Source organism: Pseudomonas sp. TSRC2-2, assembly GCF_049897785.1.
Lineage (GTDB): Bacteria > Pseudomonadota > Gammaproteobacteria > Pseudomonadales > Pseudomonadaceae > Aquipseudomonas.
On sequence record NZ_JAFCWZ010000004.1, the window covers coordinates 153865 to 179476 of the forward strand.

The window sequence follows — 25612 nt, forward strand, 5'->3', positions numbered from 1 at the left end:
GCACGGGCTCAGGCGCCGTGTTTGCGCGCAGATGTTTTTTTGAGGCGAGCGCCCTGCTCTGTGGTCGATTGAGAAATGATCGAAGGAGGATGGGCCATGACCGAAGTACAAACCCTGCTGCTGGAACGCAATGACTGGGTGCCGAACAATCCGTGTCTGCCGGTGCTGATCTACCGCAGCGCGGTGGCCATTGAGGGCGACGATCCGGCGGCGCGCTTCGAGCAGACGTTCGGTGCCAATGGCTGGCCAGCGCAGTGGCGCTACGGCATTTATGACTATCACCACTACCACACCGAAGGCCACGAAGTGCTTGGCGTGGCGGCGGGTCAGGCGCGGTTGATGCTGGGCGGGCCTGATGGGCAGGAGGTGGTCGTCAGTGCCGGGGATGTGCTGTTGCTGCCGGCCGGGACCGGGCACTGCAATCTGGGCTCGAGTGCGGACTTTCTCGTGGTGGGTGCGTATCCACCGGGGCAGCAGGCGGATATTTGCCGGGCCGCGCCGAGTGATGCGCAGTTGGCGCGGATCGAGGGCCTTGCGTTTCCCGAGACAGATCCGGTGCAGGGAGCCGGCGGTGCGGTTGGGCAGCATTGGAGCCGTTAGGCGCGGCGACACTTTCGCGAGCAGGCTCGCTCTGATCGGAGATTTGTGCCAGCTCGCACAAGGTAGTGTTCTCAATCCTTTCGAGATACGGTGTCTACCTGTTCGCTCCCAGCATCGACGAGGTCCGTTTCATGAGCAACGCGTCTTACGTTCCGCCCAAGGTCTGGAAAAACGAAGCCCCTTCTGGCGGCCACTTCGCCAGCATCAACCGGCCGATCGCCGGGCCCACCCATGACAAGGAGCTGCCGGTCGGCAAGCATCCGTTGCAGCTGTATTCGCTGGCGACGCCCAACGGTGTAAAGGTCACCATCATGCTCGAAGAGTTGCTCGCGCTTGGGCACAGCGAGGCTGAGTATGACGCCTGGCTGATCCGCATTGGCGAGGGCGATCAGTTCTCCAGCGGCTTTGTCGAGGTCAATCCCAATTCGAAGATTCCGGCGCTGCTGGATCGCAGCGTCGAGCCACCGATCCGGGTTTTCGAGTCCGGCTCGATCCTGCTGTACCTGGCGGAAAAGTTCGGCGCCTTGCTGCCCAAGGATCCGGCCGGTCGCACCGAAACCCTCAACTGGCTGTTCTGGCAAATGGGCTCGGCGCCTTATCTGGGCGGTGGCTTCGGGCATTTCTATGCTTATGCGCCGGAGAAGCTCGAATACCCGATCAACCGCTTCACCATGGAAGCCAAACGGCAGCTGGATGTACTCAACCGCCGTCTCGCCGACAACGCCTATCTGGCCGGCGACGATTACACCATCGCCGACATCGCCGTATGGCCCTGGTACGGGCAACTGGTGCGCAACAACGTTTACTCGGCGGCGGAATTTCTCGCGGCGCACGAGTACACCCATGTACAGCGCTGGGCGGAAGAAATCGCCAAGCGGCCGGCGGTCATGCGTGGGCAGCGAGTGAATCGCACCTGGGGCGATGAAGACAGTCAGGTGCCGGAGCGGCATGGGGCAGAAGATCTGAATTGAACCAGACGCGGTCTGTCTGACCGACCACCAGGCAAAAACTGTGGGAGCGGGCTTGCTCGCGAAAGCGTCGTGTCATTCAACAAATGGGTTGGCTGACACGACGCTCTCGCGAGCAAGCCCGCTCCCACATTAGTTTCCACGAGAGCATCGATTCAATTGTGAAAAAATCATTAACTCACTGACCCGTACGGGTTTATTCCCCAAGAAACTTCCTACATACTAATGCGAATAATTCTTACATGCACTCGCATCAGTTTCGTTTGGGTAATTTTGGGGAAGCAGATAGATGTCGTTTCACAACCTCCACCGCCGTTCGAATCTTTCACCTAACCTGCTCGCGATCGCCATCGGCATGGCGAGCATCGCACCTGTGCTGGCCGAGGAAGCTGCCTCCACTGCACCCGCGAACGGCCCGCTTGAACTGCAAGCGACCGAAATCGGCGCCACGCAGATGAGCAGCACCACCGAAGACACACAGTCCTACACCACCGGGCCGATGCAGACCGCCACCAAGCTGTCGCTGACCATGCGCGAAACGCCGCAGGCGGTGACGGTTATCACCCGTCAGCGCATGGACGACCAGAACATGACCAGCGTCAACGACGTGGTGCGTGGCACGCCGGGGCTGTTCCTCAGCGAGGCCAGCGGTCCGGGCCGGCAGACTTACAAGGCGCGCGGTTTCGACATCGACAACATCATGTACGACGGCCTGCCCAGCTCGTATTCGCCGTTCACTCTGGCCGTGCAACCGAACCTGGCGATGTTCGACCGGGTGGAAATCGTGCGGGGTGCGACCGGTCTGGTCACCGGTGCCGGCAACCCGTCGGCGGCGATCAACATGGTGCGCAAGCGCCCGACCGCCGACCAGCGCGTGACGCTCACCGGCGCCGCCGGCAGTTGGGATGACTACCGTGGTGAAGTCGACGCCTCGAGCCCGCTCAATGACAGCGGCACGCTGCGTGGCCGCGTGGTGACGTCGTATCAGGGCGCCGACAGCTTCCGCGACAAGGAAGAAAACGATCACGGCTTGTTCTACGCCATCGGTGAAGCCGACCTGAGCGACAGCACCACCGCGACCCTTGGCTTCTCCCGGCAGAACGATCAGACCAACTATTTCTGGGGCGGCCTGCCCATCGGCGAAGACGGCCACCACCTCGACCTCCCCCGCTCCACTTACCCGGGCACCGATTGGGAAAACCGCAAGCTGCAGATCGACACCGTGTTTGGCGAAGTCGAACACCGTTTCGCCAACGACTGGAAACTGCATCTGGGCGGTTCGACTTCGACACTCGATGGCGAATTCTCCGGCACCTACCTTTCGCGCTACGACGGCCCGCTGGAAACCACCGCCTATCAATCGCACCACACCGACAAACAACGCGCGTTCGACGGTTTTGCCAGCGGCCCGTTCGAAGCGTTCGGTCGCACCCACGAATTAGTGGTCGGCGCGAGCAACCGCGTGTACGACGCCACCACCAAGGAATACTCGCCCTACGACACCGGCCTGCCGATCGCCGCGCCCAAGCCTGACTTCGTGCGCAGTGGCAAGTCGCGCAACGTCACCACTCAGGACGCGGTTTACCTGACCACCCGCTTGAGCCTCGCCGACCCGCTGACGCTGATCCTCGGCGGTCGTCTGGACTGGTATGACTACGACGATCGCAGCGCCGACGGCGACTTCAAAGTCACCCGTAACCTGACCCGTTACGCTGGCCTTATCTACAAGCTCGATGACCATCACTCGGTCTACGCCAGCTATACCGACATTTTCACCCCGCAAACCCAGAAAGATCTTGGCGGCAAAGTGCTGGAGCCAATCGTCGGTGAAAACTACGAAGTCGGCATCAAAGGCGAATACTTCGACGGTGCGCTGAACGGCAGCGTAGCGGTGTTCCAAATGGACCAGACCAACCGCGCCACCCAGGCGGCGACCCAGCTCGGCTGCCCGGAACTGACCTGCTACGAAACCTCCGGCAAGGTTCGCGCTCAAGGCGTGGACATGGAACTGCAGGGTGCGCTGACCGAGCAATGGCAAGTCGGCGCCGGCTACACCTATACCCGCGCCCACTACATCAAGGACGAAAACCCGGCCAACAATAATCAGAAATTCGACACCGACATGCCGGAGCATCTGTTCAAGGTTTCCACCGTATACCGCTTCAAAGGCCCGCTGGAAAAACTGCGCGTGGGCGGCAACGTCTACTGGCAGAGCCGGATGTACAACGACATCGCCCTGGCCAACGGCGGCAGCTACCGGCTCGAACAGGGCGGCTACGCGGTTACCGACCTGATGGCCGGTTATGAGGTCAACAAGCACCTCGACCTGCAGGTCAACGCCAACAACATTTTCGATCGCACGTACTACTCCTCCATCGGAAGCGATGTGACGTGGGGCTCGACCGACAACTACGGCACGCCGCGCAGCTACATGATGACGGCCAAGTACAAGTTCTGATCGATAACGATCAGCGCTTGACACACAGGGCGCCGGGAGTTTTCCCGGCGCCTTTTTTGCATGTTCATTAGGCACGACCGGCAATTACCGATAGTCTCTGGCGACACTTTCGCGAAGCGCCGGCCATGCCCCAGACAGATTTTTCCTCCGACCTCCAAGCCATCGGCAGCATTGACGCTGTGCCGGTGATTCTGAGCATGGTCAAACACATGACCGGCATGCGCTTCGCCGCCGTCGCGCGGGTCACCGAGAGCAAGTGGATCGCCTGCGCCGTGGATGACTCGATCGACTTCGGGCTGTTGCCCGGCGGAGAACTGGTGCTTGAGTCGACGATTTGTCATGAAATCCGCCAGCATCATCAACCAGTGATCTTCGGCCACGCGAGCCAGCATCCGGTGTTCTCCTCGCACCACACGCCGAAAACCTACGGGCTGGAAAGCTACATCTCGATTCCCATCATCAAGGCCAACGGCGAATTCTTCGGCACGCTGTGCGCCATCGATTCGGTGCCGGCCAATCTCGATGACTCAGCCATCGAAAAGACCCTCACCCTTTTCGCCCAGTTGATTGCGATGAGTCTGGATACCCAGGGCCATTTGCACGCAACCAAAACCGCGTTGGCCGACGCCAATGAAATGGGTCGCCTGCGCGAGCAATTCATCGCCGTACTGGGCCACGACTTGCGCACGCCACTCAGCGCCATTCGCATGAGCGCCGACCTGCTGCAAAGCAAAGCCGAGGACAAGCGCTCGCGCACGCTGCTGTCGGCGATCCGCACCAGCTCGGTGCGCATGGGCGTGCTGATCGAAAACATCCTCGACTTTGCCCGGGGCCGCTTGGGCAGCGGGATTCCGGTGCAGCGCAAATTGGTCGATGACCTGCAACAGACATTACGCCAGACCCTTGGAGAAGTGCAGGCGGCCTACCCGCAGGCGCAGTTCATTGATGTGCTTGATGTGCCGGCCGGCGTCTATTGCGACCCGCTGCGCATCAGCCAGTTGTTGTCGAACCTGCTGGGCAACGCCGTGACTCACGGTTCCACCGCCGAACCAATCGTGCTCAAGGCTTGCGCCGAGGGCGACGAAATTGTCATTTCGCTGATCAACCAGGGCGCGCCGATCCCGCCTGCGCTGATGCCACTGCTGTTCGAGCCGTTTTCGCGCTCCGAAGCGGGCCAGCGTAATGAAGGGTTGGGATTGGGCTTGTACATCGCCGGGCAAATTGCCAATGCGCACAACGGCACCTTGAGCGTGACGTCCAACAGTGAAGCGGGCACCTGTTTCGTGGCGCGCTTCCCCGCCCGCTTCAAGTGGGTCTGAGCACCGTTCTACGTATTCAACGGTGTCTGCGGCGTGTCCGGGTTGAGCTGGCGGCGACGAAACTGCCCCGGTGGCTGGCCATGAATCTGGCGAAAACGCCGGGAGAAATAAGCCTCATCGGCGAATCCGCACAACCGCGCCACTTCGCCTACCGAGCGCGTGCTGTTGAGCAGGAAGTTGCGCGCGGCGTGCATGCGCCGCTCCAGCACCAGCTCGGTGAAGGTCTTGCCGATTTCCTTGCGCAGCCAGTGCGTCAGGTAAGTCGGTGACAGATAAGTCGCAGCTGCAACCTTGATCAGATTGAGATCAGGATCGGCGATGTTCTTCCGCAAATACTCGAACATTCGGCTCAAGGCGTCGCGACGGCTGTTCTCGGCCGCATTCTCTTCTGCCAGGCGCTTGAGCGGCTCGGCGTAAAGAAAACACACGCTGCCAATCATTTGCAGCAACAAGCCCTTGAGCATTTCGCGCGTACCGAACTGACGGTTCTCATCAAGACTGCGCATCTGCTCGATCAAACCACAGACCTGAGCGAAATCCTCATCGCCCAGAATGAAATCCAGGTGTTCCTGAAAGCGGAACGGCGACAGCTCCGGCGCGAGCAGGATCGACACCTCTTCCAGGTCCATCGGATCGCATTGCAGATGCGGCAAGAGAAACGTCTGGGAAAAATTGATGACGATGAAATTACTGTCTGCGGGATGCGGAATCACGTGCACGCGGTGCGGCAGGATGAACGCCAAAGTGTTGCGGGGAAATGGCCGCTGGACGCTGCCGATGTGCTGCACGGTGTCGCCACCGAGGTTGATCTGGATCTGGAAGTACTCGTGCCGGTGAGGAGCGGTTTCGGCGCGCCGGCCCTTTTTGTCGCGAATGTAGAAATCGGTCAATTCGCTGCGTTGCTGCATGACGTAAGTAGGGATACGGCTGGGTGAAGACATGGGCAGAAGGTCCTCCGGGCAGTGAGGTAGCGCCTGCCATCTTGCAGGGTTGGGCGGTGGGCGGCAATGAGTCATACGATGACGCTGGCTTTTTTGAAAGAAGCCTCACCATGTGCCTGTCCAAAAACCGCATTCGCTTAACAATATTGAAAGTCATTATTTTTCAGTTGTTTGTGATTTGAATCTGATCTTTATTCTCAAGATAAATCGTATTTATCTTTTTGGACAGGTTCGTCAAATCCACTTTTTTCAAGAAAAAACGTTCTAACCCATCGGTTGATTTAGAACCGTTGTACGACCACTGTAATGACCAACGCAGCCCAACCTCTTTCAAAAACAATCAAAGGTGCGCACGTCATGATCCTGCTATTTCCCCTCGCCGCCCCGCCCGACCTCCCCTTGAAACCAATTGCACAAAGACGTTCCTGAACGTCTGAAACCCAGGCTGCAACCCGTTCGATTGCCTTGCCCCACACGTTGCGGGCAACGGCATCGGCTGCTCGAAAAATCTCGACTCTTCTAACAATAACGAGGTCTCCGCATGTCCAACTCCCATTCCTCAAGTGCCACTGTCCCGCCGGTGATAGCCGGCGCACGCGATGCGGTTACGGCGCAGCGCCTGCCAACGCGGCGGCGCTGGTTCATGCTGTCGTTGCTGCTGATCGCGACGATCATCAATTACATCGACCGGGTGAACATCTCGATCGCCGCGCCATTCATGGCCAAGGATCTTGGCCTGGACAAGATCGAGATGGGCCTGATCTTCTCTGCATTCGCCTGGACTTATGCGCTGGCGCTGGTGCCCGCCGGCTTCATTGCCGATCGGTTTGGCTCGCGCTTTACCTACGGCGTATCGCTGATCAGCTGGTCGACCGTCACCGTTTGCCAAGGGTTCGCGACGGGATTTGCCTCGCTGTTCGGCCTGCGCCTGGCGGTCGGCGCCATGGAAGCCCCGGCCTTCCCGGCCAACAGTCGTGCCGTGACGGTGTGGTTCCCGGCGCGGGAACGCGGAATGGCCAGCAGTATTTATGTGTGCGGCCAGTACCTCGGCACGGCGCTGTTCACCGGCGCGCTGTTGTGGCTGGCGACCACCTTTGATTGGCGCCACGTGTTCTACAGCACCGGCGCACTCGGCATCGTCTTCGGTGTGTTGTGGCTGTACCTGTATCGCGATCCGCTGAACTGCAAAAAAGTCAGCCAGGAAGAATTGAAGTACATCGAAACAGGCGGTGGTCTGGTCAAGAGCAGTCAGGAGCGCACCCGTTTCAACTGGCGGCAGATTGCCGAGTTGTTCAGCTATCGGCAGATCTGGGCAATTTGCATCGGCAAGTTCGCCAGCACCTCGGCGCTGTACTTCTTCCTCACCTGGTTCCCGACCTACCTGATCGAAGAACGCAAACTGACCATGATCAAGGCCGGGATCTTCGCCGTACTGCCGTTCGTTGGCGCTACGGTGGGGATTCTGCTGGCCGGCATCGTCTCCGACCTGCTGATCCGTCGCGGCTACTCGATGTCGTTTGCGCGCAAGTTGCCACTGGTAGTCGGTTCGATGCTGGGCATGTCGATCGTGCTGGTGAATTTCACTGATTCCAACCTGATCTGCATCGCCGTGCTGACCATCGCCTTCTTCGCCCAAGGCATCGCGTCCTCGTCGTGGGCGGCGGTCTCGGAAGTGGCGCCGAAAGAGCTGATCGGCCTCACCGGCGGCATTACCAGCCTGGCGGCGAACATCGGCGGCATCGTCACGCCGATCGTGATCGGCGCCATCGTTCACGCCACCGGCACCTTCGCCTATGCGTTCTGGTTCATTGGCGGCGTGGCGCTGATCGGCACCCTCTCCTACTCGTTGCTGCTCGGGCGCCTGTACCGCATTGAGCTGAAGGCGCGCTGAGCGCAATAACCCGGATTTGTCCAAACGCAGGCGGCTTTCGTCCAACTTCGCCGATGCCAGCCGCCGTACGCTGCCCTTTCAAACAGGATGACCCGCAGGATGAACATGACCGAATACGTCTTTACCCCGGATCTGCCCGTGACCTTGCCGGTACTCGGCAGCGAGCAACGCTTCCCCGTCGGCCGGGTGTTCTGTGTCGGCCGCAACTATCCATGGCCGGACGCGCAAGGCCAGTCGCGCCAGCCGCCAGTGTTTTTCATGAAACCGGCAAGTTGTGTGGTCGATGCCGTCGGCGACGTCGCCTTCCCCTCGGTGTGCGAGGACTTCGTCCACGAAATCGAACTGGTCGTGGCCATCGGTGAAGGCGGCGCCAATATCCCTGAAGATCAGGCTATGGCCTACGTCTGGGGCTACGCCGCCGGCCTCGACCTGACCCGCCGTGATGTGCAGCGCGCAGCCAAGAGCAACGGCTTGCCGTGGGAAGGTGCCAAGGTCTTCGACGGCGCCGCGCCGATGACGGCCGTCGTGCCGGTGAGCCGCTGCGGCCATCCCGAGGGCGAACTGTGGCTGAACGTCAACGGCGAAGAACGCCAACGCGACAACCTCGACAGCCAGATCTGGTCGGTCAGTGAAGTGATCGCGCGCATTTCGCAATCGGTGGCCCTGCGCGCTGGCGACCTGATCATGACCGGCAGCCCCGCCGGTGTGGATGGCCTGCAACCGGGCGACGTGATCAGCGCCGGCATCGACGGCATCGGCCAATTGGACATGCGCGTCGGCCCACGTCCCTGATCCAGCTGATTCAGAAAAAAGGAGAACAACACTATGACTACCCCTTTGAAAGTCGCGCTGGTCACCGGCGCCGGCAGTGGTATCGGCCGAGCCGTGGCGCTGGGCCTGATGGCGGACGGTTTCATCCTCGTGCTCGCCGGACGCCGGCCCGAGCCCTTGCAAGCGCTGGTCGAACTGGCGCAGAGCCAGGGTCATCAAGCCTTGGCCGTGCCCACCGACGTGCGTGATCCGGCCAGTGTCGATGTGCTGTTCGCAACGATTGCTGAGGTCTACGGCCGCCTCGACGTGGTCTTCAATAACGCCGGCGTCAACGCCCCCGCTGTGCCGCTGGATGAACTGACGTTCGAGCAGTGGCGCAACGTGATCGATACCAACCTCAACGGCGTCTTCCTCTGCGCCCGCGGCGCGTTCGGGCTGATGCGCCAGCAACAACCACAGGGCGGGCGGATCATCAACAACGGTTCGATTTCCGCACACACCCCGCGCCCGTTCAGCAGCGCCTACACCGCGAGCAAACACGCCGTGCTCGGCCTGACCAAATCGCTGGCGCTGGACGGCCGCGAATTCAACATCGCCTGCAGCCAGATCGACATCGGCAATGCCCTGACGGAAATGTCGGTGCGCATGACCAAAGGCGTACGCCAGGCCAACGGCAGCATCGCCGTCGAGCCAATGGTCGACGTCAACCACGTCGCCGACGCGGTGCGCTATATCGCCGGGCTGCCGCTGTCGGCCAACGTTTTGAACATGACCGTCATGGCCAGTGCCATGCCGTTTGCCGGCCGCGGTTGAGCCGGCCTTTTTATTGCGTAACGAGGTAGCCATGAAGCCAGAAATCCTGCAACTGAGCCCGATCCTGATCCCGGAAATCAACGCGCGCCTGGAAGAACTGTTTACCGTGCGCCGCTACTTCCAGCAGACGGACAAACCCGCCTATATGAAGGAACACGGCGCCACCATTCGCGGCGTGATCACCGGCGGCCACACCGGCATCAGCCAGGCGCTGATGGCGCAACTGCCGAACCTGGAAGTGGTCGCGGTCAACGGCGTTGGTACCGACGCCGTTGACCTCGCCTACGCCCGCGACCGCGGCATCCGCGTCACCGCCACCATTGGCGCACTCACCGAAGACGTCGCCGATCTCGCCATCGGCCTGCTCATATCGGTGTGTCGCGGCCTGTGCACCAGCGACCGCTACGTACGCTCCGGCCAATGGCCGCAAAGCCCAACCCCTCTCGCGCCCCTGCCGCTGGCGCGGCAAGTGTCCGGCATGCGCATCGGCATCGTCGGCATGGGCCGCGTCGGCCGCGCCATCGCCACCCGCGCCGCCGCCTTCGGCTGCCCGATCAGCTACACCGACCTGCAACCGATGAATGACGTCCCGCACACCTTCGTTGCCGACCTCAAACAATTGGCCCGCGACAGCGACGCCCTGATCCTCGCTGCGGCGGCGGACAAGGGCGAAGCGATCATCGACGCGCAAGTGCTGCAAGCGTTGGGCAAGGACGGTTATCTGATCAATGTCGCCCGGGGCAAACTGGTGAATGAGACGGATCTGGTGGCCGCGCTTTCAGCGGGAGAGATTGCCGGGGCTGGGCTGGATGTGTTTGTCGATGAACCGACTGTGCCTGAAGCGTTGTTTGCTAATGAACAAGTGGTGCTGCAACCGCATCGGGCCAGCGCCACCTTGCAGACCCGCACGCGGATGGGGGAAATGGTGGTGGCGAGTCTGGTTGATACGTTTGCGGGAAAAGTGCCGGTTGGGTGTGTGACGGGGTGAACCGGTTCTGGAGCGCTGTTCGTGATCGCGGCACATACCGCCTTCGCGAGCAGGCTCGCTCCCACAGAAAAGCAAAAGCAAAAGATCGCAGCCTACGGCAGCTCCTACACACGATGAGCGCAAGCTCGAGTAGCTTTTGATCCTGAAGCCCGTCGGCAGGCTGAGTGAGGGCGAAGACCTTTTGGTTCCTTTGGGCTGGGCCGGCATTCCGGCGCTTGCCAAAAGGGACTCGCCGTAAGGGCGAAACCGCCAGCCGCAACACCCAAAAAAACGGATATCCACCCAACCCCTCAGAGTATGGCCGGCCCAAAGGCCGCCAAGTCCAAAAAAAAACCCCACAACCGAAAACCAGTGTGGGGCGAAAAAATTGGTTGGTTGCGGCCAACCAAAGGAGCTCTGTCAAGAAACCATCCGGGCGCTCAGATCAAATGCACTCCTGAGCGGCCCGCTCAAAACTCGACGGCAACAAATTCGACGCCAGCAAATGCCGCTCATAAATGAACACCTTGCCGCCCTTCCCCGCCTTGTACGCCTCCAGCACGTTATCCGCCGCGACCTTGCTCGGCACCACAATCCGATAACTGCGCTGACTCTGCGAAACCGTCGGATTCAACGCACTGCCCTGCAGCTTCGGCACTACGCATTCGGCGAACTGCGCTGGTGTCTTGCTGGTCTGCAAAGTCAGGGTCGGATCGTTCGGCGCCGAAGCGCAACCGGCAAGCAACAGGGAAACAAAAGCCATGGCAGGCACGAATAAAGGACGCATCGGGGTAATCCTGAAAATAAAGGTTCGGTTCAACCGGCAACGGTTCGACTTCACGGCGCCGCCGTTGCCATTTACGTTTAAGAGTCAGCTCGACGCCACCAGGGCCTTGAGCGACACATCGAATTGCTTCAGCGCATTGAGTTGCAGGTCACGCTGCTGATTGATCTGCGCGGCAATATGCGGCGCCGCCTGGTTATGCACCCAGACCGAAGGCAACTCTCGCTCGATCGCCCTCTCGGCCTTGCCGATGTACTGCAGATCGGCGTCGTAGAACCGTGCCGAAAAGCGCGCCTCGACCAGACTATTGCGCTGGGTCAGCAAGCGATTGAAGGTGTCGAGCTTGACTACCACGTCCGGGTGAGCCTGAAGCAGGTCATCCAGGTTGTCGTAAACGATGACCGAGACGAACTGCTGCTGCAGTGAACTCACCAGCCAGTCCAGCGCCAGTTGCGGGTCGGAGCTGCCGACAAAGGCGTCGCGGATTCGCGAATCCAGTGCGTCTTTTGCGCCGTTCAGCGCCATGTCGTGGTAGCGCTCCAGATATTGCAGGTTCTGCAAAGTGTTTTCGCTCAACAACACACCTACAGTCTGTGTGTGCTGCAGGGCTGAGGCGCTGGCGGCGATGGGTTGCAGGTGACACGACCGGGCGTCGTCCGCGTAAGCCGGTGCAACCATCACCCCGCCCATCAGCAGGGCGATCATTGCCAGTCGAGTCAGAGTTTTCATCGCGCAATTTCCTTGAGCTGCGTCTTCGATGGAGGCGATTTTCCGCCCAACGCCGACAAAGCAGAACTTGCGTTTCTTGATGGTCACTATTACTTCTAGCAATAGTTGCGTGACGAGCTGACTGATGCACACTCGACCTGCCTGGAAAATATGATGAGGGTCTCGCCTTGAGAACGTTTGATCTGATCCGTGATGCCGTGCTGCCCGAATATCGCGAGCGCGTGGCGGAATACCTGATCCAGTACGAAACCGTCCTGCTGGACAAAAACATTCGCGATGCGCAACTGGTTCGCGACACTGGCCAGCAGCTGCGCGGTTACCTGCGCGGGCTCAACACCACGCGAGTACTGGGCATGGCCTACTGGGAAGAGCTCGATCGCCGCGTTGTAGACACTTGGCTAACCGCGCAAGAGTGACCGCTGCAACGCCAGTGGTCTGCCGGACAACGCGCCCCCTGCGAAAAACCTGACCAAACGCTTACAATCGCAGGCCTATTGCCATACAGACAGGCCTGCCCGGAAATGCCGCTCGACCCGCCAACGATGCTGACCATCACAATCGCCCTCGCAGCCGCTGCCGCGCTGTACCTGGCGGTCGAATGGCGCAGCATCCGTGAGCCTTCGCTCCTGTTCTGGAGCGCCGGTTTCGCCACCATCACCCTCGGTTCTACCCTCGCCTTGCTGCGCAGCAGCGGTTTTATGCTGCTGGGCATCTGGTTCGCCAACGGCCTGTTGGTGACCGCGCATTTCTTTTTCCTGCTGGGTGTGGCGCGCTTCACCCAGACCCGACTGTCGCCGGCGTGGTACCTGATTTTCGCGACGTGGCTGATCATGTTGCTCTTGCCGGAGGGGCCGTTGTGGTCGAAAGCCATGCTGGTGGCCAACTCGCTGCTGGTAGCCATTCCCACGCTGAAGGCCAGTTCGCTGCTGCGTCCGCACGGCAAGTCATTGAGCGTCGGCGCGGTGCAACTGCGCTATGTGCTGCTCGGCCACGGCCTCTTTTATGTGGCCAAGGCTTTGACCGTAGTGATCCCCGGTACGCTGATCGATCTGGCGGCGTTTCGCGGCGAGATCATTCAGATCTCACTGGTCGAAGGCGCGATGGCGATCATGTTGATTGCTCTGTCGATGACCGGCACCGAGCGATATCGCCGGGAAAAGCAGATCGCCCGCCTCGCCGAGCGCGATCCGCTCACCGCCCTTTACAACCGCCGCGCCCTGGAAAAACGCACGCCACGCCTGTTGGCCGGTGTATCCGCGCAAAGACCGGGTGCGCTGCTGTTGATCGATATCGACAACTTCAAACTGGTCAACGATCAGTACGGGCACATCGCCGGCGACCGCTTGCTGATTGCCTTGAGCGAGATGATCCGCGCCCAGCTGCCGGCCAATGCGCTGACTGCGCGCTTGGGCGGCGATGAGTTTTTGATGCTGCTCAACAACGCCTCGCCCGAGGCTATCCTTGAACTGGGCAATGCCTTGCGCGAACAGTTTCTGGCCTTGGCGTCGCACAGCTATCCCACGTCCGCTGCGGTGACCTTGAGCATCGGCGCCACCCTGTTCGACAAACCACCAGCCAGTCTGGATGCGCTGATCGAACTTGGCGATGCCGCGCTCTACGAGTCCAAACGCGGCGGACGCAACCGCGTGCGCCTGTCCGGCCTCGCCACTCCAGGATGAATTCAACCATGTCCAGCCACGACACCCCGCTGCAAGATCTCGCCGCCCCCGAAGGCGTTTGTTACGGCTGCGGCGGGCGCAACCCGCACGGCCTGCACGTCAAAAGCCGCTGGGACGAAGACGGCAGCCATGTGGTCGCCGAACACTTGCCCGAAGCCCATTATTGCGGCTGGCCGGATCTGGTTTACGGCGGGCTGATCGCCATGCTGGTCGACTGTCACTCCAACTGGACCGCCATGGCCTGGCACTATCGCGCGGAAAACCGCGAAGCCGGCAGCCTGCCGCGCATCGACTGCGTCACCGGCAATCTCGGGATCAAGTTCATCAAACCGACACCGATGGGCGTACCGCTGCTATTGCGCGCGCGGGTTGAAGGTGAAGTCGGGCGCAAGACCCGGGTGTTTTGCGAGGTGTATGCGGGGGAGGTGCTGACGGCAGTGGGCGATTCGGTCTTTGTGCGGGTGGATACGGGGCAGTTGGCTGACGCCGCGCATGGGCGCTGAGGTTAGCTCGATCTGCAGGAGCTGCCGCAGGCTCGGGCCTTCGGCAGCTCCTGCATTTGGATCGCGTGCTCTCAACGCGACAAGGTTGTCGCATTCGCCCGCGCCGCATGCAGCTTTTTATAGCTCTCGATCAAGCGCAAATGCCGATCCAGCCCTTCCAGCTTCATGCTCGTCGGCGTCAAGCCGTAAAACCGCACACTGCCATTCACCGAACCGATCGCCGCGTCCACGCGCTCGTCGCCAAACATCCGGCGGAAGTTGGCTTCGTAATCCTCCAGCTCCAGGTCGTCATCCAGCTCCATCTCCAGCACCACATTCACAGCCTGATAAAACAAGCCGCGCTCAACGGTGTTGTCGTTGTACTGCAGGAACGCCTCAACCAGATCCTTGGCCTCGTCAAACTTCTGCAACGCGAGATAGATCAGCAAGCGCAGTTCCAGGATCGTCAGCTTGCCCCACGGCGTGTTGTCGTCGAACTCGATGCCGATCAGCGTGGTGATATCGGTGTAGTCATCCTGTTCGCTGCGCTCCAGGCCCTGAACCAGGTTGCGCAGGCCGACCTTGCTGAGGTTGTGCAGGTTGAGGATGTCGGCGCGAAATTGCAGGGCTTTGTTGGTGTTGTCCCAGATCAGGTCTTCGATCGGGTAGATCTCCGAGTAGTCCGGCACGAGGATGCGGCACGCCTTGGCACCGATGTGCTCGTACACCGCCATGTAGACTTCCTTGCCCATGTCTTCGAGGATGCCGAACAGGGTCGCGGCTTCTTCGCCGTTGGAGTTTTCACCTTCGCCGGAGAAGTCCCACTCGACGAATTCGAAGTCTGGTTTGGCGCTGAAGAAGCGCCATGACACCACGCCGCTGGAATCAATGAAGTGCTCGACGAAATTGTTCGGCTCGGTCACGGCCTGCCCGGAGAACGTAGGCTGCGGCAAGTCGTTGAGGCCTTCAAAGCTGCGGCCCTGCAGCAGTTCGGTCAGGCTGCGTTCCAGCGCGACTTCCAGGCTCGGATGCGCGCCAAACGAGGCGAAAACGCCACCGGTGCGCGGGTTCATCAGGGTCACGCACATCACCGGGAATTCACCGCCCAGCGAGGCATCTTTGACCAGCACCGGGAAGCCCTGCTCTTCCAGGCCCTTGATGCCGGCGAGGATGCTCGGGTATTTCTCCAGCACCTGCTGGGGGACGTCCGGCAGGGCCATTTCGCCTTCGAGAATTTCGCGTTTGACCGCGCGCTCGAAGATTTCCGAGAGGCACTGCACCTGCGCTTCGGCCAGCGTGTTGCCGGCGCTCATGCCGTTGCTCAGGTAGAGGTTTTCGATCAGGTTGGAGGGGAAGTACACCACTTGACCGTCCGATTGGCGCACGAACGGCAATGAGCAGATGCCGCGCTGGGTGTTGCCGGAATTGGTGTCGTACAGGTGCGAGCCGCGCAGCTCGCCGTCGCGGTTGTAAATGCCGAGGGTGTAGTCGTCGAGAATCTCGCCTGGCAATTCATCCTTCGGCCCCGGCTTGAACCACTGCTCATCCGGGTAATGCACGAATTCGGCGTTGGCGATTTCTTCGCCCCAGAACTGGTCGTTATAGAAGAAGTTGCAATTGAGGCGCTCGATGAACTCGCCCAGCGCCGAAGCCAGCGCGCCTTCCTTGGTCGCGCCCTTGCCGTTGGTGAAGCACATCGGCGAATGCGCATCGCGGATATGCAGCGACCAGACGTTCGGCACGATGTTGCGCCACGAGGCGATCTCGATCTTCATGCCAAGGTCGGCAAGGATCTTCGACATGTTGGCGATGGTCTGTTCCAGCGGCAGGTCTTTGCCGGCGATATAGGTGCCCGCCTCAGAGCCGGACTGCGGCATCAACAAGGCCTGGGCATCGGCGTCGAGGTTGTCGACTTCTTCGATGATGAACTCGGGGCCCGTCTGGACCACTTTCTTGACGGTGCAGCGATCGATGGAGCGCAGGATGCCCTGGCGATCCTTGTCGGAAATATCGGCGGGCAATTCGACCTGGATCTTGAAGATCTGGTTGTAGCGATTTTCCGGGTCGACGATGTTGTTCTGCGACAGGCGAATGTTCTCTGTCGGGATGTTGCGGGTGTCGCAGTACAGCTTGACGAAGTAAGCCGCGCACAAGGCCGACGACGCCAGGAAGTAGTCGAACGGCCCCGGTGCCGAGCCGTCGCCCTTGTAGCGGATGGGCTGATCGGCGATCACCGTGAAGTCGTCGAACTTGGCTTCAAGTCGAAGGTTGTCGAGAAAGTTGACCTTGATTTCCATGCGGGATTACCAGAATACGGCTAAACGAATGGCGGCCATTATCCGGTTTTTGTGCGGGAAGTCTCGCCCTTTCGGGATTCGCCGCCGGCCGGGCGTGCTGGCAATTGCGCAAGATTCGCTACACTTTGAGCAAATCCAGTCGATGCCTTAGAACAACAATCTGAACATTGTGCGCTCGCCATTGTTCTAGATTCAGAAGACACCGGATCAAGGACGAGCACATGGCCGTTACTCACGCTGCGCAGCCAATCTCCACCCCGCAACGCGCTGTGACCCGTCGTTTGGCAATCGCCGTGGGCGCGTTGTTCGTCGCCGGCGTGATTGCCGCCATCAGCACCTTGCTGGGCATCGCCAAGTCCCTCGATGCCAAAGATCTGGAACAGAACCAGTTCTATTCCGTGCGCGCCGTGGAAAACCGCGTCACCACTTCGAAAAATTACATCACCAGCTACGCCTACTGGACGCGAGCCTATGAAGCCTTGAGCGGGCCGATCGACGTCAACTGGGCTTACACCGAGCAGAACATGGGCAAAACCATGTTCACTACCGACGGCTACGACGGCGTATTTGTCCTCGACCGCAATCGCACCAAGTACGCGGTGATTCGCGGGCAGATGGTCGAAACCGACGTCTCCACGGTGCTGCAAGCGCCCGCCCCGGCGCTGGTCGAGCAGGTGCTGAGCCAGCCTGATCTGACCAAGCCGGTCAGCAGCTATTCGCTGTTCGAAGGCTGGCCCGCGCTGATTACCGCTGCGGCGATCATTCCCAACGATGAACGACCGCTGGACGAACTGCGCAACACTTCCGTGCTGGTGTTCGTCGACAAGCTGACTCCGACCAAACTGCGCAAGATCGGCGCCGGTTATGGCCTGACGAACCTGACCCTCGTTCCGGATGACACCATTGAAAAAGGCCATCCAAGCGTGCCGCTCGACAGCACCGGCTACAGCCTGGTCGCCGACCTGCAACGACCCGGCCAGCAATTATTGTGGTCACTGGTGCCACCGCTCGGCGCGACGTTTCTGGTGCTGATGTTGCTGACCGCGTACTTCTTCCGCCACGCCTTGCGCTCGTCGCAATACGTCGACAACAGCATTGAAGCGATGCAGGCCTCGAATCAGGCGCTCGAAGCGGCCAATCATGCGCTCGAAGCCAGTGAAGAACGCTTTCGCGCCGTGGCCGAAGCAGCGTCGGACTGGATCTGGGAAGTGGATGGTCAGCTGTCGCTAACCTACCTGTCAGCGCGTTTCAGCGAAGTCACCGGCTATCCGCAGGCCTTTTGGCTTGGGCAGAACATCGGGGAGTTGCTGACCTGCGATACCACGCCGCTGGCGTTGTGGCTGCGCAAACTGAGCGATGAAAACAGTGCCGGCGACTTACGCTGCACCTACCGTGACGAGTCCGGGCAGCCGCGTCATTGTCGTCTCTCTGCGCGGCCGATTTTCGACAAAAACAACGTCGTCGGATATCGGGGCACCGCCAGCGACATCACTGACGAAGTTGCCGCCCATGCGCAGATCCAGCATCTGTCGATGCATGACGCCCTGACCGGTCTGCCCAACCGCAACAAGCTGGCGCGTTATCTGGATGAAGTTCTGCTATTGAAGGAACACGCACCGCCGCTGTCGCTGCTGATGATCGATCTGGACAACTTCAAACCGATCAACGACTCCCTCGGCCACCCGGCCGGTGACGCGGTGCTCCAGGAAGTCGCCACGCGTCTGCGCGAATGCACCCGCGAGCACGACATCGTTGCGCGCCTGGGCGGTGACGAGTTCGTGGTGGTGCTCAACGGCATGGACAGCCATCACTAGATCGACAAATTCTGCACACGCTTGATCGGCAGCCTCCATCAACCGATCAATTACGAGCACCATCCCTTGCATATCGGCGCCAGTATCGGCATCGCCCTCAGCCGTCGTCACGGCTTCGTCGCCAGCGATCTGATCCGCTATGCCGACATTGCGTTGTATCAGGCCAAGTCCGACGGCAAAAATACGTGGTGCTACTTTGAAGCGCACATGAGCGACCAGATCCAGACGCGCCGGCAGATGGAAGATGACTTGCGCCACGCGCTCAAGCACAACGAATTCGTCCTGCACTATCAGCCGCGCTACAAGGTCGACGGCAAGCACATCGTTTCAGTCGAAGCGCTGGTGCGCTGGCAGCATCCGACCCAAGGATTGCTCGGGCCGGACGTGTTCATTCCGCTCGCCGAGCAGACCGATCTGATCGTGCCGCTGGGCCGCTGGGTATTGCGCGAAGCCTGCGAAACCGCGCTGGACTGGCCGCCTGACATTCTGCTGTCGGTCAACCTGTCGCCTGCACAATTTGCTTTGAGCGATGTGGTCGAGGATGTTCGCCAAGTACTGGTCGGTACGCGTTTCCCGGCCAGTCGTCTGGAGCTGGAGATCACCGAGAACGTGATGCTCAACGACACCGATGGCGCGCTGACCACCATGAACCAGCTCAAAGAACTCGGCGTACGCCTGAACATGGACGACTTCGGCACCGGCTATTCGTCGCTTGGATACCTGCGTGCTTATCCATTCGACGGGATCAAGATCGACAAGCGCTTTATTGCCTCGATCAGCAGCGGCACCAATGACCGTGCCGTGGTGCAGGCGATCATCGGTCTGGGCAAAGCCATGGGTTTAACGGTGACTGCCGAAGGCGTCGAGACCGAGGAACAACTGGCGATTCTCGGCAAGGACCAATGCAATGAGGTGCAGGGCTACTTCATGAGCCGGCCGATCGACAAGGCGGCTTTTGCTGACTTGTTGCGGGCTTCGAGGCTGTCGCCGATGGGCAAAAAAGGTCGGGTGACATGAAGTTCAGCCGTTGACCGCAACGCGCACCTTGCCGCTGAACACGCGAAAGCCGAAGGTGTTGTAAGCCAGAGTGATCGGTATGAGCACGGCGAAGCCGACCAGCATGAAGATCTGACTGTTCGGGCTGGAAGCGGCTGCGCTCAAGGTCAGATCCGGCGGAATGATGAAGGGATAGAGCGCGGCCAGCATCACCGCGAAGGCCAGCACGAAAACGCCCAAGGCGGCGAACAGCGGGATGAAGTCAAAGCGGCTGCGAAAGCCTTTGGTGAACATCATCGATAAAGCGCCGAGGATCAATCCTGCTGGCAACCACAGGCGAATATCGGCAAGCCGCCGAGCGTATTGCGGCTGCAACGTAGCCGTCCATGCGATCAACACCAGCAATAACACCGTGACAACCACGGCCAAGAGGCGGGCCTGGCGTGCCGAGTGCCGCTGCAGTTCATCCAGGGTGCGCCAGTACAACCAGCAAGTCCCCAGCCACAGGTAACCCAACACCAGCACCAGGCCACACAAAACCGGGAACGGATTCAACCAATCGAGGCCATCGCCAATGTACTGACCGCCCTGATGCGCAACGCCTTGCACCAGGGTGCCGAGCACCATGCCCTGAACAACACCGGTCAGCAACGAAGCCAGCGCCAACACGCCGTCGACGATTCTTTTGCATTGTCCGTTCGCTGCGTAGTCGCGAAACTCCAACGCCATGGCCCGCGCAATCAATGCGAGGAACATCACGATAAAAGGCACATACAGCGCCGGCAGCAAGATCGCATAAGCCAACGGAAACAGCGCCAGCAGCCCACCGCCGCCGAGCACCAGCCAGGTTTCGTTGGCATCCCACACCGGCAGAATCGTCACCGCCATCGCCCTGCGCTGCTGGCTGCAGCCGGTCAGGCCCATGAGCATGCCGACGCCCAGATCGGTGCCGTCGAGCAATACGTAATTCATCACCGAAAACGCCAATGCGGCGGCGCACAACAGCGTCAGCCAGTCCGTGCCCATGTCTGTGATTCCTCAGTGCCCGGTTTCGTCGGCAAGCGTGGGCTGCGGCCCCGGTTGGTCCTGCTGCGGCGGCTCACGCAACAGGCGCAGCAGCACCCACAGGCCGATGCCGAAGATCAGCAGATAGAACAACAGAATCAGCCATGTCGAGGCGATGACTTGAGCCCTGGACACCGACGACAGACTGTCCGCCGTGCGCATCAGTCCGTAGACCGTAAACGGCTGCCGTCCCACTTCGGTGACCACCCAGCCGCTGAGCATCGCGACAAATCCGGCCGGCGCCAGCAGCACGCAAGCGCCCAACCACCCGCGCGCAGTGAACAGAAGATTGCGCCGACGCAGGAAGAGGCTGACCACGCCCTGCCCCAGCATCAACAGCCCCAGCCCGACCATCAGCCGGAACGCGAAAAATACCGGTGCCACTGGCGGGATGTCTTCAGGCGGGAATTCATCAAGCGCGGCGATGGTGCTGGTCAGGTCATGCTGCAAATACAGCGAACCGACCCGGGGAATGGCGACTTCCCAATGATTGCGCCGCTCTTGCCTATCCGGCCAGGCGAACAGCCGCAGTGGCTCTCCGGCCCCTTGCGCGGGGCGCGTCCATGAAGCTTCGATTGCCGCCACCTTCTGCGGCTGGGCCTGCAGGGTGTGTCGGCCATGCAGATCGCCGACGACAATCTGCACCGGCATCAGCACCGCAATCACCCACAGCGCCATGGAAAATTGCAGGCGAGCGCGCGGGTTTTCCGAAGCCTTGCGCAACTGCCAGGCGCTGATGCCGGCAACCAGCGTCGCACTGCCGATAAACACGGCAAGCAGCATGTGCGCCAGACGATAGGGAAACGAGGGGTTGAAGATGATTGCCCACCAATCCTCGGCCAGATAACGTCCATCCGCGCCAATCGAATAACCGGCGGGGGTTTGCATCCATGAGTTGGCGGACAGTATCCAGAACGCGCTGATGACTGAGCCCACCGCCACCGCGCAAGTGGCGAAAAAGTGCAGACGGGGGCCGACCTTCTTCAGGCCGAACAACATGATGCCGAGAAACCCCGCTTCGATGAAAAACGCCGCCATCACTTCATAGAACATCAGCGGCCCGAGGACATCGCCGGCCTGCACCGAGAACCGCGACCAGTTAAGGCCAAACTGATACTCCAGAATCAATCCCGACGCCGTGCCCACCGCGACGTTGAGCGCAAACACCTTGAGCCAGTAGCGATAAACGTCCAGATAAATCTGGCGCCCGCTCTTCAACCACAACGCCTCCAGCACCATGAGAAAATTCGCCAGACCGATGCTGAAAGCCGCCAGCACGATGTGGAAGCTGATCGTGATCGCGAACTGGGCGCGGGCCGCCATCAGGGCCGAATCGACAGGCTCCATCCATCAGCCGCTGTAGAACACAGCAAGCTTGTTGCCTTCGGGATCGCGAAGATAGGCCACATAAAAGTCCGGCGTGTAGGCCTCGCGGGTGCCCGGCGGGCCTTCATCGCTGCCGCCAGCGTCGAGCCCGGCCTTGTGCACTTGGTCGACCTTTTGCCGGGAGTCGGCGCGAAACGCCGGCATCATGCCGTTGCCCGGCGTTGCCGGCTCGCCATTGAACGGTTGCGAAATGTGCACACTGCCGGGGCCGTTGGACTTGTCGATGCAATCGGGCAGGTAAAAACAATAGTGTTCTTCGCGATCATGCCGGTAGCCGAGCGGCGTCAGGATCGCTTGGTAAAAAGCCGCCGAACGCTCGACATCGTTGGCGCCGATAAACAGATAACTGAGCATGGCATGTCCTCCAATGGCAGTTGTCAGCCGTGCGTCTCTTCTTCGTTATGGGTAAACACGTTACCGGCGTCGCGCACCAACTGGCGCCACTCAGCGCCAGTGATCAGGCCCTGCTCCTCCATCTCGTCGGCAGCCTTGAGCAGGTCGTCATATTGCTGCTCCGGATCCACAACAGCCTCGGTCTGCTCCGCCATCCTGCGCCATGCCGCCAGTGATGCCTTTTTTTGCTGATCGAACATACGGGTATTTCCTGAGGGACTTACCCGGTAGAAAAATCAGTGCGACAGAGGTTCAGAGCAGACGACGGATGGAGTCATCTAGTGGCCCGGCGACTCGACTCAAGCAATTGCCGTCGCCGGCAACGCGCGGTCCACGCAGATGCCGCCCATTGGATGAGGGGTCGCCACACCACTGCCGATCAGCGACGTCAGCAAAGTCGAATCAAGCCGGTGTGCATCGCGGGCGAAACCCGTGGCATCGAGATCAAATCCTTGTTTATTCGAAGGGTGGCAGCGATTACGGCTCGGTCTGAGGTTGTGGCAAAGGCGCGGGCTGTTCCTGGAACAGGCGCTTGGGCAGGAACACCGGGGAAATATGGATGATCGACATCCTCACGACGTGGTTGAGCATCACGAACGCCGGGTCCAGCTTGAGCAGCAACGCGGCTGCGGTCATGACCTCGACGCCGCCCGGCACCCAGGACATGAACAAGGTCAGAAACGGCTTGCCAGTCAATTTGCTCATCACAAACGCGACCAGCAACGTGGTGCAGAACGTCAGTGCCGTGACCACCAGGCCGGCACGGATATAACGCACGACATCCTTGAAGGTGATGTCCTTGAGTCGAATGCCGATCAGCCCGCCCAGCAGGATCAGCGCAACCACCGCAAACGGATCGGGCACATGCAGATCGGCCTCCGGGAAGCCAACATTTACGGCTGCGGTGCACAGCAGGCCAGTCAGCATGTACGGCGCCGGCACGTCGAATCGCTCCAGCAGGTAGCCGGCCAGCACCGCTGCAATGGCCGGCGGTACCACGCTCAGCCAGTTATCCAGCGTGCCCAGCGTCGGTGCAATGCTGTCCGAATGACCGCCGGCAATGAGGGTGACCACAGCCAGCAGTGCGAGCAGGCGCACAATGTGCACAAAAGCGATGCGCCCTGAGGCCGGTCCCTGCTCGCCCGATACCGTCATCACCGCTGCCATCGCGCCGGGAATCGAGCCCAGCAGACTTTCGATGTGCCCCCACTTCTCCATGCGGCGCAGCCAGTTATAGCCGACGAAGATCTGCGTGGTCATGCAAATCAACAGGCCGAGCAAAATGCTGAAGTCAGTCAACTCACGCATCATTGACCCGGTGACAATGGAGCCGACACTGATCCCCAGCAGCAGTTGCACGGTGGCCACGAAGGGATACGGCATGCGCATGCGCACCCCCAGTTTGCTCAGCGCGGTCACTGCGCAGATGGCGCCGATCAGGTCGCCGAGCGCAAACCCGGAGAGGTAACCGAGCCAGGCGCCAAGGGCGGCTACCGGAATCGGAATAAGGCTTTCAATCAGCTTGTTCATGGCGATCCACTTTTTTCAAGGCATGACCATCCCGTCCAGCGACGGCAGTCAGCGCTGTTTGATGTCATCCGGACACGGGGGTGAGCGCTAGTGCGCATTACTTCAGCCTTGCGCTGGAGGTACTCGATGAAGATGTCCTGCGCAGCGGACTGCACGACCGCTACGCCCATCGCCTCGACAAACCCATCGACGGCGGGTTTTCGACCAACTGCCGAAGAAGGTGCGCAGGGAGGCGGCGCTATGATGGCGCGCAGTCAGCGTCTTGAAAGAACGCTCGATGTCGACCAGCTCTGCCACTTGACTGCGAAACGCCTCGACCAATGCGTGCTGCAGAACACCGGCAGGCATGTCGTCGAGTATGGGCTCTATCACGGACAATAAAGCGCTTTGCAGCGGCAGCAGGTTACTCACGGTCATCTGACATTTTCCTTGTTGGATGATGAATCAAGCGCTTTGACGCAGAAGCGCCGGGCATGACCGGCAGTGCGGGAACCTTCCAGCCGCGACGAATCGCCAGCAGCGGGAGAATCTGGAACACCATGATCAGGGCGACGCACGCCGGCCAGCCGCCCAGCTCCCATAGCGTGCCCGGCACGAACGCACCGAAACTGCCGCCCAGGTAGTAACTGGTCAGGTACAGGCCCACGGCCCCGGCCTTGTCGACTCGGGCATGGGCAGTGATAAATGCATTGGCAGCGGCTTGGGCGAGGAACACGCCGGTAGAACTGAGCGCCAGCCCGGCGATGGTCAGCCACAGCGAAGAAGTCAGTGTCAGCAGTGAGCCGGCGATTCCAAGGCATGCTGCGGCGGTGATCAACTCGCTACGCGGCCGGGCCTTGCCCAGGCGTCCGGCGATCGGTACCACCACCAGCGCCAGCAGGAACACCGAATAGATCGCCCCCAATGCGCCGGTGCTCAGGGAAAACGGCGCGCGACTCAGGTGCAGGCCAACGTAGGTAAAGGTGGCAATTTGCGCAAAAAGCACGCAAAAGCCCACGGCATAGGCGGCCAGCAAGGGCTTGCTGAAACGTTCGGCACGCCCGCCAGGGCGGTACGCCGGTGGCAGAACAGAGGTGCGTGAATTGGGCGGCAGAAACCAGGCAATGGCCAGACCGAGGATCAGGCTCAGACCCGCCAGCAGCGCCAGAGCGAGGCGCCAATCAGCAAATTCGGTGACCCACCCGGTAAGAAATCGTCCGCAGAATCCGCCGAGCACGGTGCCGGCAACGTAGACGCTGGTCGCTTCGGTCACCGCGCCGTCTCTCCAACGCACACCGATGTAGGCAATGCTGGTGGCAAACACCAGCGGTATCAACAGCCCCTGAACCGCTCGCCACAGCAGAAACTCAGCGAAGCTGCCTGACCAGGCTGTCAGCAGCGCAGGCAGCGCCAGCAGGATCGCCGCCACGGCAATAACCCGGTGCTGCTCGGCCTGCGCGGTGAGCCGGCCAACGAACAAGGCTGCCACGGCCACCGCCAGCGTGGTGACGGTGATACTCCAGCTGGCCTGTCGGGCGGAAACATCGAACGCTGTGGCCAGCTCATTAAGCAGCCCCTGCGTCGCATACAGGTTGATAAACGCCGCGCATCCCGCCAGAAACAAGGCGATCCGCGGACAAAACATGCGAAGGCTCACAAGAAATGCTCGTAATATTTTCAAACACTTTTATAAGATGGACAGGTTTCAGGATCCAATACCGATTTCCGACCGATTGATACCAGGGATGAA

General features: G+C 60.5%; 23 protein-coding genes and 1 pseudogene. 13 read left to right on the top strand and 11 right to left on the bottom strand.

What is annotated here, in order from left to right; genetic code table 11:
- Positions 1 to 96 precede the first annotated feature (96 nt).
- The 4 genes from ACP7D9_RS09400 (at position 97) to ACP7D9_RS09415 (ending at position 5345) form a co-directional block, all read left to right on the top strand.
- Positions 97 to 600 (top strand): cupin domain-containing protein, encoded by a 504-nt coding sequence (locus tag ACP7D9_RS09400; protein WP_426156941.1) that lies wholly within the window; start codon positions 97 to 99, stop codon positions 598 to 600.
- Between the two features lie 131 nt (positions 601 to 731).
- Positions 732 to 1571 (top strand): glutathione-dependent disulfide-bond oxidoreductase, encoded by an 840-nt coding sequence (gene yghU / locus ACP7D9_RS09405; protein ID WP_426156943.1) that lies wholly within the window; start codon positions 732 to 734, stop codon positions 1569 to 1571.
- A gap of 286 nt (positions 1572 to 1857) precedes the next feature.
- Positions 1858 to 4026 (top strand): TonB-dependent siderophore receptor, encoded by a 2169-nt coding sequence (locus tag ACP7D9_RS09410; RefSeq protein WP_426156945.1) that lies wholly within the window; start codon positions 1858 to 1860, stop codon positions 4024 to 4026.
- 125 nt (positions 4027 to 4151) lie between these two features.
- Positions 4152 to 5345 (top strand): GAF domain-containing sensor histidine kinase, encoded by a 1194-nt coding sequence (locus ACP7D9_RS09415; protein WP_426156947.1) that lies wholly within the window; start codon positions 4152 to 4154, stop codon positions 5343 to 5345.
- Between the two features lie 8 nt (positions 5346 to 5353).
- Here the strand turns inward: ACP7D9_RS09415 and ACP7D9_RS09420 are convergent, their stop codons facing one another.
- Positions 5354 to 6286, bottom strand: a complete 933-nt coding sequence (locus tag ACP7D9_RS09420; RefSeq protein ID WP_041478660.1) for a helix-turn-helix transcriptional regulator — start codon at positions 6284 to 6286, stop codon at positions 5354 to 5356.
- On the opposite strand from ACP7D9_RS09420, the gene ACP7D9_RS09425 reads away from it, so the two are divergent.
- From ACP7D9_RS09425 to ACP7D9_RS09445, 5 genes are all read left to right on the top strand, one after another.
- Positions 6277 to 6468 (top strand): hypothetical protein, encoded by a 192-nt coding sequence (locus tag ACP7D9_RS09425; RefSeq protein WP_426156950.1) that lies wholly within the window; start codon positions 6277 to 6279, stop codon positions 6466 to 6468. The two genes, ACP7D9_RS09420 and ACP7D9_RS09425, sit on opposite strands and share 10 nt — an antisense overlap.
- A gap of 359 nt (positions 6469 to 6827) precedes the next feature.
- Complete coding sequence (locus tag ACP7D9_RS09430; protein ID WP_312998854.1) at positions 6828 to 8177, top strand: MFS transporter; 1350 nt, start codon at positions 6828 to 6830, stop codon at positions 8175 to 8177.
- Positions 8178 to 8276: 99 nt separating this feature from the next.
- Positions 8277 to 8969: a fumarylacetoacetate hydrolase family protein gene (locus tag ACP7D9_RS09435; protein WP_101162308.1), complete on the top strand. Its 693-nt coding sequence runs from the start codon at positions 8277 to 8279 to the stop codon at positions 8967 to 8969.
- Positions 8970 to 9002: 33 nt separating this feature from the next.
- Positions 9003 to 9761, top strand: a complete 759-nt coding sequence (locus ACP7D9_RS09440; protein ID WP_426156952.1) for an SDR family oxidoreductase — start codon at positions 9003 to 9005, stop codon at positions 9759 to 9761.
- Positions 9762 to 9792: 31 nt separating this feature from the next.
- Positions 9793 to 10749, top strand: a complete 957-nt coding sequence (locus ACP7D9_RS09445) for a 2-hydroxyacid dehydrogenase (protein ID WP_426156954.1) — start codon at positions 9793 to 9795, stop codon at positions 10747 to 10749.
- Positions 10750 to 11173: 424 nt separating this feature from the next.
- Here the strand turns inward: ACP7D9_RS09445 and ACP7D9_RS09450 are convergent, their stop codons facing one another.
- Positions 11174 to 11515, bottom strand: coding sequence for a hypothetical protein (locus tag ACP7D9_RS09450; RefSeq protein WP_101162316.1), 342 nt, complete (start codon positions 11513 to 11515; stop codon positions 11174 to 11176).
- An 84-nt stretch (positions 11516 to 11599) separates the two neighbouring features.
- Positions 11600 to 12241, bottom strand: coding sequence for an ATPase (locus ACP7D9_RS09455; RefSeq protein ID WP_426156956.1), 642 nt, complete (start codon positions 12239 to 12241; stop codon positions 11600 to 11602).
- 167 nt (positions 12242 to 12408) lie between these two features.
- On the opposite strand from ACP7D9_RS09455, the gene ACP7D9_RS09460 reads away from it, so the two are divergent.
- From ACP7D9_RS09460 to ACP7D9_RS09470, 3 genes are all read left to right on the top strand, one after another.
- Positions 12409 to 12657, top strand: coding sequence for a hypothetical protein (locus ACP7D9_RS09460; RefSeq protein ID WP_426156958.1), 249 nt, complete (start codon positions 12409 to 12411; stop codon positions 12655 to 12657).
- Positions 12658 to 12762: 105 nt separating this feature from the next.
- Positions 12763 to 13920: a GGDEF domain-containing protein gene (locus ACP7D9_RS09465; protein ID WP_426156960.1), complete on the top strand. Its 1158-nt coding sequence runs from the start codon at positions 12763 to 12765 to the stop codon at positions 13918 to 13920.
- An 8-nt stretch (positions 13921 to 13928) separates the two neighbouring features.
- On the top strand, positions 13929 to 14423 hold the full coding sequence (locus ACP7D9_RS09470) for a PaaI family thioesterase (RefSeq protein WP_426156962.1): 495 nt from the start codon (positions 13929 to 13931) through the stop codon (positions 14421 to 14423).
- Positions 14424 to 14494: 71 nt separating this feature from the next.
- Here ACP7D9_RS09470 and ACP7D9_RS09475 read toward each other — a convergent pair whose 3' ends face one another.
- Positions 14495 to 16699 carry an OsmC domain/YcaO domain-containing protein gene (locus ACP7D9_RS09475; RefSeq protein ID WP_426156964.1) on the bottom strand — a complete coding sequence of 735 codons (2205 nt, stop codon included), beginning with the start codon at positions 16697 to 16699 and terminating at the stop codon, positions 14495 to 14497.
- A 221-nt stretch (positions 16700 to 16920) separates the two neighbouring features.
- Between ACP7D9_RS09475 and ACP7D9_RS09480 the strand changes: the two are divergent.
- Positions 16921 to 19530, top strand: a pseudogene (locus tag ACP7D9_RS09480) (bifunctional diguanylate cyclase/phosphodiesterase).
- Between the two features lie 3 nt (positions 19531 to 19533).
- Here ACP7D9_RS09480 and cydB read toward each other — a convergent pair.
- The 7 genes from cydB to ACP7D9_RS09515 form a co-directional block, all read right to left on the bottom strand.
- Positions 19534 to 20535, bottom strand: a complete 1002-nt coding sequence (cydB, locus tag ACP7D9_RS09485; RefSeq protein WP_426156966.1) for a cytochrome d ubiquinol oxidase subunit II — start codon at positions 20533 to 20535, stop codon at positions 19534 to 19536.
- 12 nt (positions 20536 to 20547) lie between these two features.
- A complete protein-coding gene (locus ACP7D9_RS09490) occupies positions 20548 to 21921 on the bottom strand; it encodes a cytochrome ubiquinol oxidase subunit I (protein WP_426156968.1) in 1374 nt (457 codons plus the stop codon).
- Between the two features lie 3 nt (positions 21922 to 21924).
- Positions 21925 to 22314, bottom strand: a complete 390-nt coding sequence (locus ACP7D9_RS09495; protein ID WP_312998811.1) for a VOC family protein — start codon at positions 22312 to 22314, stop codon at positions 21925 to 21927.
- Positions 22315 to 22337: 23 nt separating this feature from the next.
- Positions 22338 to 22553 carry a hypothetical protein gene (locus tag ACP7D9_RS09500; protein WP_101162335.1) on the bottom strand — a complete coding sequence of 72 codons (216 nt, stop codon included), beginning with the start codon at positions 22551 to 22553 and terminating at the stop codon, positions 22338 to 22340.
- A 277-nt stretch (positions 22554 to 22830) separates the two neighbouring features.
- Positions 22831 to 23883 carry an AbrB family transcriptional regulator gene (locus ACP7D9_RS09505; protein ID WP_426156970.1) on the bottom strand — a complete coding sequence of 351 codons (1053 nt, stop codon included), beginning with the start codon at positions 23881 to 23883 and terminating at the stop codon, positions 22831 to 22833.
- Positions 23884 to 23985: 102 nt separating this feature from the next.
- Positions 23986 to 24300 carry a hypothetical protein gene (locus ACP7D9_RS09510; RefSeq protein ID WP_426156972.1) on the bottom strand — a complete coding sequence of 105 codons (315 nt, stop codon included), beginning with the start codon at positions 24298 to 24300 and terminating at the stop codon, positions 23986 to 23988.
- The gene (locus ACP7D9_RS09515) at positions 24287 to 25519 is read right to left on the bottom strand and encodes an MFS transporter (protein WP_426156974.1); all 1233 of its coding nucleotides are present in this window, start codon (positions 25517 to 25519) and stop codon (positions 24287 to 24289) included. Before ACP7D9_RS09515 ends, ACP7D9_RS09510 begins: the two co-directional genes overlap by 14 nt.
- Positions 25520 to 25612 lie beyond the last annotated feature (93 nt).